Origin of the sequence: Micromonospora globbae, from assembly GCF_003610785.1 — a bacterium.
GTDB lineage: Bacteria > Actinomycetota > Actinomycetes > Mycobacteriales > Micromonosporaceae > Micromonospora > Micromonospora globbae.
This window is the reverse complement of record NZ_RAQQ01000008.1, coordinates 281,233-292,767: the sequence shown is the minus strand read 5'-3', so window position 1 is coordinate 292,767 and position 11,535 is coordinate 281,233. Positions and strand designations below refer to the sequence as shown.

Below are 11,535 nucleotides of genomic sequence, written 5' to 3'. Positions count from 1 at the left end.
CCCGAGCCCGCCCCGGCGGCAACGACCGCCCGAGCGGGTTCTTCGTCCCATGCCGCGCACTGTGATAACGGGCAACCTCCCGCGACACCGTGCACACCGGCACCCCCAACACGCCCGCGATCTGCGTGATCGTCCGCCCTGAACCCCACAGATGCTCCAACACCTGCCGATGCCCGAACGTCAACACACCCGGCCTCGCCACCAGCACCCCCAACCCAACCAAGATCAGTTGCACTGAAGCCTAGAAACCACCCCGTGCCGACGGGCGACAACTTCATGATCGACGCAGAGAGCGGACCCGGGGGCCGACCCCCGGGGGCCCGACCGGGTGGGGTCAGAGCTCGGGCTCGGGGGTGGTGCGGGGGCCGGGGGTGGTTCCGCGCAGGCGGGCGATCAGGCGCATGCCGTGGTAGATCACCAGGGCGGCGCCGGTGCCGAGGGCGATGCCGTTGAAGGAGAGGTCGCCGGCCGTCAGGGTGTAGTTCGCCGCGCCGACGATCACCGCCACGGCGGCGGTCATCAGGTTCACCGGGTCGTGGAAGTCCACCCGGTTCTCGATCCAGATGCGGGCGCCGAGGATGGCGATGAGCCCGTAGAGGGCGGTGGTCGCGCCGCCCAGCACGCCGGCGGGCACGGTGAGGATCAGCGCCCCGAACTTCGGGCAGAGCCCGAGCAGCACGGCGGCCAGGCCCGCTACCCAGTACGCGGCCGTCGAGTAGACCCGGGTCGCCGCCATCACGCCGATGTTCTCCGCGTACGTCGTGGTGCCCGAGCCGCCGCCGGAGCCGGCGAGGACGGTGGCGAGACCGTCGCCCAGGAAGGCCCGGCCCATGTCCCGGTCGAGGTTGCGGCCGGTCATGGCAGCGACCGCCTTCACGTGCCCGGCGTTCTCCGCGATCAGCACGAGGATCACCGGGATGACCAGCACGACGGCCCGCAGGCTGAAGCTCGGCGCGTGGAAGTCGGGCAGCCCGATCCAGGCGGCCTCGCGCAGGCCCGTGACGGCCGCCGGGTCCAGGTCGCCGAGCAGCGCGGCCAGCAGCCAACCGACCAGCACGCCCAGCAGGATGGAGAGCCGGGCCAGGAAGCCCCGGAAGGCGACGGTGGCGAGCAGGATCGCCGCGAGCGTGACCACGGCGATCAGCGGTTGGGCCTTCACCCCGGTGCCGGCGCCGCCGCCGTCCCAGGCCACCGGCGCGAGGTTGAGGCCGATCAGCGCGACGATCGCGCCGGTGACGACCGGCGGCATCAGCGCGTCGATCCAGCGGGCGCCGACGAGCTGCACCACGAGACCGACGACCGCGAGCGCCGCGCCGGCGACGACGATGCCGCCGAGGGCCGGGCCGATGTCCCCGCCGGCCTTCGCGGCCAGCACGGGCGCGATGAAGGCGAACGACGATCCGAGGTACGACGGCAGCCGGTTGCCCGTGATGAGCAGGAACAGCAGGGTGCCCAGCCCGGAGAAGAAGAGCGTGGTGGCCGGCGGGAAACCGGTGATGAGCGGCACCGTGAAGGTGGCGCCGAACATCGCCACCACGTGCTGCACGCCGATGCCGAGCGTCCGCGGCCAGGACAGCCGCTCGTCTGGGTGCACGACGTCACCCGGGCGGACGGAGCGCCCGTCGCCGTGCAGGGACCAGGGGGACCGGCGGGAACGCGGCTCGGTGGGGGTCTGGGTCATGGCACGCCCTTCGCGTCGGGAGGGATGGCGGGGGCAGTGACGACCCTGGACGTTGTTTCTAGCAGAGGTCGGCCGGCCGGCGTGCGACGGGCGCGGGTCGGCCCGTCGCTGTGGGAAGGCTCCCGCGGCGCCGGCGAGGTGCGACCGGCCGGGGGCGAGGCGGAACTCTCCTGCGCGCGGCCGGGTGGTCAGGCGACGCCGACGGGCCGGAACTGCACGCTCACGCGGGGGCCGACCGCCCGGCGGGTCTTCGGCACGGCGTGCTCCCAGGTGCGCTGGCACGAGCCGCCCATCACCACGAGGTCGCCGTGGCCGAGCGGGAACCGGAGGCTGGCACCGCCGGACCGGGGGCGGAGCAGCAGCGACCGTGGTGAGCCGAACGACACGATGGCCACCATCGTGTCGGTGTGCGCCGAGCGGCCGATGGTGTCGCCGTGCCACGCCACGCTGTCCTGTCCCGTGCGGTAGAGGCACATCCCCGCGGTGACGAACGGTTCGCCGAGTTCCGGTGCGTAGTGGCCGCTGAGTGCGGCGCGCGCCTCGGTCAGCAGGGGGTGCGGCAGTGGCCGATCCGGCCCGTACCAGCAGAGCAGGCGGGGCACGTCGACGTCGGCGTCGTACATCCTGCGGCGCTCGGCCCGCCAGGGAACCTCCCGCAGCAGCGTCTCGAAGACCGCGTCCGAGCCACCCACCCAGCCGGGCAGGTGGTCGACCCAGGCGCCGTGGGAGAGGTGGTGCCGGCGCAGCCGGCCGGCCAGCGGGCCGAGCGACGGCCCGGCGCCGGTGAGGTCCAGCATCGACGGCTGGTAGGCGACCTCCGACATGCGCCCACCCTACCCGCCCCGTTGGTACACGTGTACGAGGGTTGGGACGGTTGTCGTCGGTCGGTCACCCGGCGCACGCGCGAACTTCGCCGACCGTCGACGGAACCTCCGTACCGTGAGGCGGCTCCGCCCAGCCATCGGGCGGCGCTCCGGGAGGAGAGGTATCCGTGCCGAGCAGCCCCACCCCCGCCGTGGTGAACCTGCCGCCGCCGCCGAGCGGGTCTCCGCCGCGAGGGCGACCGCGGCTGGTGGTGGCCGGGGCCGGGCTCCTCGCCGCGTGGCTCGTGCCCCTGGTGGCGTACGCGTCGGGCCTGGCCGTGCTGCTCCCGCCGCTGGTGCTGCTGCTGACCGCCGCGTTGCTGCGGGTCGGGCGTACGTTGCTGGACCGGCTGGTGCTCGCGACGGCGCTGCTGCTCGGTGTGCTCTGTGCCGGTGGCCTGCTCTTCTCGTACTGGCCGTGGGGACTGCACCCGGTGCCGGTGGCGGGCACGGCGCTGACCGTGCTGCTCGGCTGTTCCCTGGCCACCGGTGTGCGTCCCCGCCTGCCACGCCCGGTCGCGGCGGACCTCGCGCCGGTCCTCGCGGCGGCGGTCGCGGCCGTGGCTCTCGCCGGGCCCTACCTGCGCGCCGACGGCCTCGCCGGGCGGCTGGCGTACGCGATGACGGGTGAGGACAACAGCCGGCACCTGGCTGCCGTGGAGGGCATCCGCGCCGTGGGCGGCTACCTGTTCGCCCACCCGGACGCGGCGGCCCGGATCGCGCCGGACGCGATGGTCTACTACCCACAGGGGTTCCACCTCGCGGCCGCGCTGCTGGACACGTTCCTGCGCTCCTCGACCGCCCCGGGCGGGCCGGCGAGCACCCTGAACCACTACCTCGGCTGGGCGCTGGCCGCGTACGCGCTGCTGGTGCTCGCGGTCGTCTGGGCCGCCGGCCGGGTCGCCGGCCGGCTGCTGGACCCGCTCCGGGCGTTCGCGCTGGCCGGGGCGGTGACCGCGCTCGCCCTCGGTTCCGAACTCACCCGGTTCGTGGTGTACGGCTACCCGGGCGAGAGCCTGGGTCTGGCGCTGACCGCCGTGCTGGTGGCCCTGGTCTGCCGGCCCGTCGGCCGTACCGGCCCGCAGCTCTGCCTGCTCGGGGCGCTCTGTGTCGGCGTGGGCTTCGCGTACCTCATGTTCCTGCCCGTGGCCGGCGTGCTGGCGGCCGCCTGGCTGGTCCGGAACCGGCGCGCGGTACGCCGTCGGCCGTGGCTGCTCGCCACGGTCGTGCTGGCCACGGCCGTGCTCACGCCCCTTCCGAGCGTGTTCGGCCTGCTCTTCACGGACCAGGTGGACAACGTGGCCACCGGCGGCGGGGTGTTCCCGCCGTACGACGGTTTCCTGGCGTTGGCCGGCGTGATCGTCGCCGGGCTGTGCGCCGGCGGTCTCCGGCTGCCGGTGTGGCGCCGGTACGCCGGCGCGCTGGCCGCCGCGCTCGCCTTCGCGGTCGGCTTCCGCGTCTACTTCCAGGCGCTGGGCACCGATCCCCGGTACTACTACGGCAAGACCCTGCACCTGCTGCTGGTCGTCCTGCTCGTCGGCGTGGGCGCGGTGCTGCTGCTGCGGCCCGTGCCGTGGCGCGCCGCCGCGCGTCGCTCCGCGTCCGCCGGTGGCGCGGAGACGGCGCGCCGCTCGCCCCGCACCGGTTCGCTCCCCGCCCGGGCCGCGCTTCTGGGCCGGCTCGCGGTGGCGGTGTCGCTGGTGGCCGGGACGGCCGGGGTGGCCGGCCTGCTCCGTGGCGGCGGGATGTTCGCGCACCCGTTCGGCGACCGGAGCACGACCTGGGCGCGGGCCTGGTGGTCGGGGATGCTCGACCGGCCACGGCCCGCCGACGTGACCGCACGGGCGCTGGCGCAGGCGCCCGTACGCGACGGCGAGGTGACCGTGGTGGTCAGCGAGCACCGGCGGGAGGGCTACCTGGAGACCCTGTTCCTCGCCACCCTCCAGGGCACGCACGGCGCCTCGGCGCCGGCGTTCTACAACCTGCCGCTGTCGGAGCCGGCCCGCACGGAGGCCGTCGTCGCCGCGGAGCGACGCCCGGTCCGCTTCCTGACGACCGGTCCCGAGGCGGCCGCGGTGGTCGAGCGGCTGCTCGCCGAGCGGCCCGAGCTGCGGTCCCGGGTGGCGGTCGAGCCGCTGCGCTGACTGTGAGCATGGCGCACCACGCCGAGGCGCCGCTCCGGCGGGGAGGGCCGCCGGTCAGGCCGTCGACGCCGCGAACCGCGCCAGGACGGCGTCGACCACGCGGCGACGCCCGAGACCGTCCACCGCGGACCACGCCCGCGCGGAGAGGGCCGCGCGGCGCGACGGCGAGGAGAGCAGGCCGGAGAGCGTCCGGGCCGCGGCGGCGCGGGCGGCGCGACCGGTCGGCCCGTCGTCGGCCAGCCTCGGCAGTTCGCCGAGGCCGGCCGCGAGGCCGTGCGCCACGACCCGGTGGTACGACTCGCGCTGGTTGTCCACCACGCACACCAGCGCCGCGGGCGCACCCAGACAGCACAGCTCCCAGGTGGAGGTGCCCGCCGCGCTGACCACCAGATCCGCGGCGCCGATCAGCGCCGGCAGTTCGTCGGTGGGCGGGACGGGACGCAGCAGCTGACCGCGTCCCGGCGTCACGGCGGCCAGCTCGTCCTCGATCCCGGGGCGGCCCACGACGACCGTCAGCTCCATGGGGTGCCCGGTGGCGAACAGCAACCGGGTCAGCAGCGGCGCCGCTCCGGCCGCGTCCGTGCCGCCGAAGAAGGCGAGCACCCGCGGGCGTGCCACCGGGGTGGCGGGCCGGGGCGCCGGCGGCCGTGCCGCCACCACCGAGTCCCGCAGCAGGGCGTACCCGGCGCCGGCCAGCAGCCGGGCCGGCGGCGCATCGATGCGGGTGCCGAGATTCTGGTCGACGTAGAGGTCGGCGTCCTGGCCGCGTGTGTGGCCGTCGACCAGGGCGAGCGTGACCACGCCGGCGGCGCGCAAGGCCCCCGCCCCGGCCGGATCCAGGTCATACGAGTCGAGGACCATGACGTCGAGCCGGTGCCGGCGGGCCGTCTCGACCAGCTCGGCCGGGGGCCACGGCCCCGGGTGCAGCGGGACGCCGCGTGCCGTGAGCTGTGCGGCGGCCCACCCGACCGCCTCGACCGAGCCGAACATCTCGACCCGGGCGCCGCGGGCGAGGAACTCCTCGCCGAGCGCGAGGGACCGGACCAGGTGGCCGACGCCCCGGCGGGGACCGGCGTCGCAGCGAAGACCGACTCGTACGGTGTTCAGCACTCCTCCAGGCGCTTCTGGCGTACGCCGGCGTTGACCGCCCGCAGCGCAGGCTGCCCGTCGAGCCAGTCCGCGAGCGCGGCCAGCGGCACGGTGACGTCACCGAAATGGTCGGCGACCGCCCGCAGCAGCGTCCAGTCCTGCTCGGTGTCGAGGGTGAGCCGCAGCGCCGACCGGTCCGGGGTCAGCGTCACCCCGAGCACCCGGAACAGCTCCGGGTGCGTGTACGCGTACGACGTGACGTGCACCCGGTGATGACCCGTGGCGATCCGGTCCAGTGTCCGCAGCGTGTCGGCGCGGATGATCTCCACGTCCAGCCCGCGCGGCAGCGTGCGCGCGATCGACGTGCTGGTGTAGTCGAGCCCCGGCACCGCGCGGTGGACCGACGCCACCGTCGCGATGATCTCCGGGTCGAGCAGCGGACAGTCGGCGGTGAACCGCATCACCGCGTCGCCGGGGTGGGCGTCGAGCGCGCCGACGAACCGGCTCAGCACGTCGTCGACCGGTCCCCGGTGGCACGGCACCGCGAGCCGCTCGCACTCGGCGGCCACCGCGTCGTCCGCGGTCTCGGTGCTGGTGGCCACCACGAGATCGGCGAGCACGCCGCTGTCCTGGGCGGCCCGGATCACCCGGCCGAGCACGCTCCTGCCGGCGAGCGGGCGCAGTACCTTCCCGGGCAGCCGGGAGGAGCCCATTCGGGCCTGGACGATCCCCACGATCCGCATCAGCGGCACCCGCCCCCGGTCACTGCTGCTCCTTCGGCTTGGTTGCCATCGCGTCGCGGAGCCGGCGGCGGGCCGCGCGCGCCCCGCGCCGGGCCAACCGGGCCGGGGTGATGGCCAGCCGTCCGACCCGGTAGCTCATCGAGCCGCTGAGGAGGTTGATGGTCACCTCGGCCCGGCGCAGCGCCCGCTCGCGCGAGGTCAGCAGGTCCTCGGTCCACTTCAGCAGGGCGGTGACCCGCTTCAGCTCCTCGCGTTGACGCAGCCATGCCTCGCGGAGCTGCTGGTAGCTCCGCGGCCCGGCCGGGGGATCGGTCGGCTCGACGGACCGCAGCTCGCTGAGGAGCACGGCGCGGCCCTCGGTGCCCAGTCCGCGCACCGCCGCGGTGACCGCGGCCTCGATGTCGACGGCCGCCGCCACGGTCGCCCGGTCCAGGTCGTGACCGGCGACTCCGGCGAGCACCACGGTGAGGCCCGCGACGTCCAGCGTCGACGTCCACGGGTGGGCGTAGCCCCCGGTGACCAGCGTGGTGGCGAACCGCCGGAGACCGCGGGCGAGCACCACCTCCGCCGCGACCGGAACGGTGGCGCGCCAGCTCGGGTCGAGCAGGGTGTAGCGCTCCTCGTCGACGAGCACCGTGTCGACGGTGGCCAGCGCGGCCGCGTCCCCGAGCGTGCCGTCCGGTCCGGCCTGGCCCATCAGCCACGCCGCGTATCCGTGCAGCAGACGGCGCAGCGTGTGCAGGTCGCGACGGAGCGCGGCGTCGAGCAGCAGGGTGCGCAGCAGCCTCCCCTCGGGTACCGGCTCGCCGTCGAGCGTCGCCGTGTCGCGGTGCACGGCCTCCCGGGTCGCGAACGGCGCGGCCGGCTCCGCCCTCCGGTCGGCCGACCGGAGCCGCCAGCGCCAGCCGCGCGGGTCGTCGACCACCTCCAGCACCTCGCCGTCCGGCCCGGAGCGGGACAGCGCCACCGGCAGCGGGACGGGCGCGGCGTACGGCCCGTCGGCGGTGTCGGGTGCCGGCTGCCGGCTGGCCACCACCACCCAGCCCGGGGCGAGCACCGCGCCCAGTCCGGCGTGCAGTGCGTCGGCCGCGAGCCGGGCCGGATCCTGCAGCACGGTGGCCGTGGCGAGGCCGTCGACACAGGCCTCGTGCAACAGCGCGTCGAAGAGCCCTGACGTCGTGTGCCGGGCCAGTCGGTCGGCGTCGATGAGGGCCCGCGGAGCCTCGGGGTCGGGGTACGCGGCGAAGCAGGCGCGCGTGTGCAGGCCGACCTGGGCCAGCCGGTCGCGGACCTGCTCCCGGTTGGCGGGGTGGTCGGTGTCCAGCACCCCGGCGATCGTCCAGGCGTGGTCGTCCCGGCGGGCGTACCAGGGGTCGGCGTCGACCAGGCGGCGCAGCCCCACCGGGTTGTCCACCCGCAGCAGCAGCGTCCCGCCGGGACGCAGCGCGCCGGCGAGCCGGGCGAGCACGCCGCCCCAGCCCAGCCGGGCACCCTCCACCGACTCCACCGCGTCGAGCCCCGAACCTGCGATCACCACGTCGAACCGCTCGTCGTCGGCGAGCCCCGCCGGACCGCCCACCACCACGCGGGCGGCGCGCGCCGCCAGCGCCACCCCGTCCGGGTAGCTGCGCAGCAGGCAGGTCACCTCGGCGTGCGCGAGCCGGTCGAGCAGGGCGGGGTCGTGCGGGCCGGCGACGAGCACCCGGGCCCCGGCCGGGACGACGAGGGCCGCCAACGCCGCCAGGGGCTCGGCCGCGGGCGAGTGGCCCTCCGGCAGGTCCGACCAGGCCAGCATCTCCCCGCCGGGAAGCACGATCCGGTCGGCGGGCGACGTCTGAGTGGTCAACTCGTTCCCTCCTGAAGGTTCGCCCAGCCGAGCAGCTCGCGCAGCGCGGCCGGCGTGCAGCGGTGGTCGGTGCCCAACTCGTCGCGGGCGATGGCCACGGCGGTCGGCAGGTCGACCACCTCGCCGTGCAGTTCCGGCCACTGGCGACGGATCCGGGCGGTGCCACCGAAGGTGGGATCCTCGTCGGCGAGCACCATCGGATCGCCGTACACGGCCGGCTCGCAGCCCGCCGCGATGCCGTAGAAGATCGCGCTGGTGAGCCTGTTCGACGCCACCCGGCGGTGCCGGCGCAGCTCACCGAGTTGCTTGTCGAGGAAGTACGGGTCGGTGTCCCGCCACCAGTGCCCGCGGTAGCCGTGGCAGATCACTCGGAAGCCGGCGTCCTCGTAGAGCCGGCGGACCCGGCGCATGCCGTACTCGTGCCAGTAGAGGCAGACGGTCACCGGGCCCGGCTCGGTGTCCCGGATGCGGGCGATCAGCTCCCGGTGGTCGCCCCGGACGTGCTGGCCCTCCCACCCGTGGAACGGGTACCAGATGGTGCCCTCCCGCCGTTCCGGCGGCGGATCGGCGGCGCGCATCGCGAGCAGGTACACGAAGGGCGCACCGATGACGACGAGGTTGCGGCGCCCCACCGACCAGGCGCGCCGCCGGGTCTGCTCCGACCAGAGCAGGCTCGGCGTGCGCTCGACGTACGGGTGCCCGGGAGCCAGGCCGTCGCCGATGTTCCAGCCGTGCTGGACGTAGCCGTTGATCCGCGGGGGGTGCCCGTCGCCGAGTCCGGCGTACCGGGCCAGCACGTGGGCGTGTCCGTAGAAGTGGTTGGCGTGGTGCATGACGTTCCGTTCAGGCGGCGTGCCGGGCCGTGGCGGCCCGCAGCGCCGCGGCGAGCGCGTCGACGACCCGCTCCTGGTCGGCGTCGCGCAGCGTCGGGTAGAGCGGCAGCGACAGTTGCTGGGCGTAGAACGACTCGGCCACGGGACAGGAGCCGCGCCGGTAGCCGAGGTCGGCGAAGGCCGGGTGCCAGTGCACCGGGATGTAGTTCACCTGCACCCCGATCCCGGCCGCCCGCATCCGGTCGTACACCTCGCGCCGTCGTCCGTCGAGGATGCGCACGGGGTAGAGGTGCCAGGCCGGTCGCGCCCACGACCGCCGGCCGGGGGTGAGCACACCGGGCAGGTCGGCGAGGGCCTCGTCGTAGCGGGCCACCAGCTCGGCCCGCCGGGCGAGGAACGCGTCGAGCCGGCGCAGCTGGCTGCGGCCGAGCGCGCACAGCACGTCCGGCAGCCGGTAGTTGAGCCCGAACTCGTGCACCTCCTGGTGCCAGCCGCCCTCGTCGGGCCAGCGCTGCTCGTCGCGGTCCCGGACGAGTCCGATGTTGCGGAACCGCCGCGCCCGCTTGAGCAGATCCCGGTCGAGGGCGGCGACCGCGCCGCCCTCGGCCGTGGTGAGGTTCTTGGTGGGGAAGAAGGAGAACGTCGTGAGGTCGGCGAGCGAGCCGACGGGCCGTCCGCGGTAGGTGGCGCCGATCGAGTGTGCGGCGTCGGCCAGCAGCAGGGCGCCCGAGCCGCCCATCGCCCCCCGCAGGGCGTCGTAGTCGGCGGGGTGGCCGGCGTAGTCGACCGCCGCGACCACCCGGGTCCGGGACGTGGTGGCGGCCGCGACCGCGGCCGGGTCGAGCGTGAACGTCTCCTCCTCGACGTCGGCGAAGACGATCCTCGCGCCGAGCGCGACCGCGCTGCTGGCGGTCGCCACGAACGTCATGGGTGGGACGATCACCTCGTCTCCGGGGCGGATGCCGGCCGCCGCGTACGCCACGTGCAGCGCCGCGGTGCCGTTGGAGACGACCGCGCAGTCGACGCCGCCGGTCCACGTCGCCAGGTCGGCCTCGAACGCCTCGACCTGGGGGCCGGTGGTGAGCCAGTCGCTGCGCAGGGCCGCGACCACGGCGTCGACGTCGTCGTCCGTCACGGACTGCCGTCCGTACGGGAGCATTCCCATCACGCTGCGCCGAGGACGCTGCGCAGCTGTTCCACGCTGAGCCAGTCGTCGTTGCTGTCGGAGCGGTACGCGAAGCCGTCCGGCACCGGCTCGCAGTCGGCCGGCGGCTGGTAGCCCCAGGTGGCGATCGTCGGTTGGACGATGAACCGGTCGGCGGTGCGCAGGGTCCGGCGACTGTCGTCCGGCGCGATCATCTCCTCGTGCAGCTTCTCGCCCGGGCGGATGCCGATCTCGTGGGTGGTGGCGTCCGGGGCGATCGCCTCGACGAGGTCGAGGATGCGCATGCTGGGGATCCGCGGCACGAACAGCTCGCCGCCCTGCATCTGGTCGAACGAGTCCACGACGAACCGGACGGCCTGGTCCAGCGTGATCCAGAAGCGGGTCATCCGCTTGTCCGTGATCGGCAGGCTGCTGCCCTCGGCGGCGAGCCGACGGAACAGCGGGACGACGGAGCCGCGGCTGCCCACGACGTTGCCGTAGCGCACCACGGCGAAGCGGGTCGGGTGGTGGGCGGCGTAGTGGTTCGCCGAGATGAACAGCTTGTCGCCCACCAGCTTCGTGGCCCCGTAGAGGTTGATGGGGCTGGACGCCTTGTCGGTGGAGAGGGCGATGACCTTCCTCACGCCGGCCTCGATGGCCGCGTCGACCACGTGCTGGCAACCGGTGATGTTGGTGGCGATGAACTCGGACGGGTTGTACTCGGCCGTGTCCACCTGCTTGAGCGCCGCGGCGTGCACGACGTGGTCCACGCCGTGCATGGCCCGGGTCAGCCGGTGCCGGTCGCGGATGTCGCCGATGAACCACCGCAGGCGCGGGTCGTCGCCGAGCTGCTGGCGCAGCTCGTACTGCTTGAGCTCGTCACGGGAGAAGACGACCACCCGGGCGGGGTCACGCTCGGAGAGGACGTGCTGGAGGAAGGCCTTGCCGAAGGAGCCCGTCGCTCCGGTGACAAGAATGGAAGACCCATCCAACGCATTCAATTGCTTCTCCCGTGGTCGCGGTGGTTTCGGTCGACCGTGGGCCGACGGAACGGATCGAGACGCTAGACCGGCTTGGTTAACGAACCGACGCCGGTCGGTGAACTGATGCGGTGAGTGAAATGAATGCGGAATGCCTTACAGGCAAACACTTCTTGCCTGCTCCTGGCCGTGTGGTGGCGTCCGGAACCTCG

9 protein-coding genes and 1 pseudogene are annotated in these 11,535 nt (G+C 74.5%); 1 reads left to right on the top strand and 9 read right to left on the bottom strand.

What is annotated here, in order from left to right; genetic code table 11:
- The 3 genes and pseudogenes from D7I43_RS13910 to D7I43_RS13900 form a co-directional block, all read right to left on the bottom strand.
- Positions 1 to 235: pseudogene (locus D7I43_RS13910) on the bottom strand (helix-turn-helix domain-containing protein); the annotation flags it as partial.
- Between the two features lie 99 nt (positions 236 to 334).
- On the bottom strand, positions 335 to 1,681 hold the full coding sequence (locus D7I43_RS13905; protein ID WP_120328889.1) for a uracil-xanthine permease family protein: 1,347 nt from the start codon (positions 1,679 to 1,681) through the stop codon (positions 335 to 337).
- A gap of 188 nt (positions 1,682 to 1,869) precedes the next feature.
- Positions 1,870 to 2,505 (bottom strand): alpha-ketoglutarate-dependent dioxygenase AlkB, encoded by a 636-nt coding sequence (locus D7I43_RS13900; protein WP_120328888.1) that lies wholly within the window; start codon positions 2,503 to 2,505, stop codon positions 1,870 to 1,872.
- Positions 2,506 to 2,672: 167 nt separating this feature from the next.
- On the opposite strand from D7I43_RS13900, the gene D7I43_RS13895 reads away from it, so the two are divergent.
- Complete coding sequence (locus D7I43_RS13895) at positions 2,673 to 4,688, top strand: hypothetical protein (protein ID WP_147427249.1); 2,016 nt, start codon at positions 2,673 to 2,675, stop codon at positions 4,686 to 4,688.
- Positions 4,689 to 4,742: 54 nt separating this feature from the next.
- On the opposite strand, the gene D7I43_RS13890 is transcribed toward D7I43_RS13895, so the two are convergent.
- From D7I43_RS13890 to pseB, 6 genes are read right to left on the bottom strand one after another with little or no spacing between them, the layout of a single operon-like run.
- Positions 4,743 to 5,795, bottom strand: a complete 1,053-nt coding sequence (locus D7I43_RS13890) for a PseG/SpsG family protein (RefSeq protein WP_120328915.1) — start codon at positions 5,793 to 5,795, stop codon at positions 4,743 to 4,745.
- Positions 5,792 to 6,523 carry a cytidylyltransferase domain-containing protein gene (locus D7I43_RS13885; protein ID WP_120328914.1) on the bottom strand — a complete coding sequence of 244 codons (732 nt, stop codon included), beginning with the start codon at positions 6,521 to 6,523 and terminating at the stop codon, positions 5,792 to 5,794. Before D7I43_RS13885 ends, D7I43_RS13890 begins: the two co-directional genes overlap by 4 nt.
- A 16-nt stretch (positions 6,524 to 6,539) precedes the next feature.
- On the bottom strand, positions 6,540 to 8,366 hold the full coding sequence (locus D7I43_RS13880) for a class I SAM-dependent methyltransferase (RefSeq protein ID WP_120328886.1): 1,827 nt from the start codon (positions 8,364 to 8,366) through the stop codon (positions 6,540 to 6,542).
- Positions 8,363 to 9,199 carry a hypothetical protein gene (locus D7I43_RS13875; RefSeq protein ID WP_120328885.1) on the bottom strand — a complete coding sequence of 279 codons (837 nt, stop codon included), beginning with the start codon at positions 9,197 to 9,199 and terminating at the stop codon, positions 8,363 to 8,365. Before D7I43_RS13875 ends, D7I43_RS13880 begins: the two co-directional genes overlap by 4 nt.
- 10 nt (positions 9,200 to 9,209) lie before the next feature.
- Complete coding sequence (locus D7I43_RS13870) at positions 9,210 to 10,358, bottom strand: DegT/DnrJ/EryC1/StrS family aminotransferase (protein WP_120328884.1); 1,149 nt, start codon at positions 10,356 to 10,358, stop codon at positions 9,210 to 9,212.
- Between the two features lie 5 nt (positions 10,359 to 10,363).
- Positions 10,364 to 11,344, bottom strand: a complete 981-nt coding sequence (gene pseB / locus D7I43_RS13865) for a UDP-N-acetylglucosamine 4,6-dehydratase (inverting) (protein WP_120328883.1) — start codon at positions 11,342 to 11,344, stop codon at positions 10,364 to 10,366.
- Between the last annotated feature and the right edge of the window lie 191 nt (positions 11,345 to 11,535).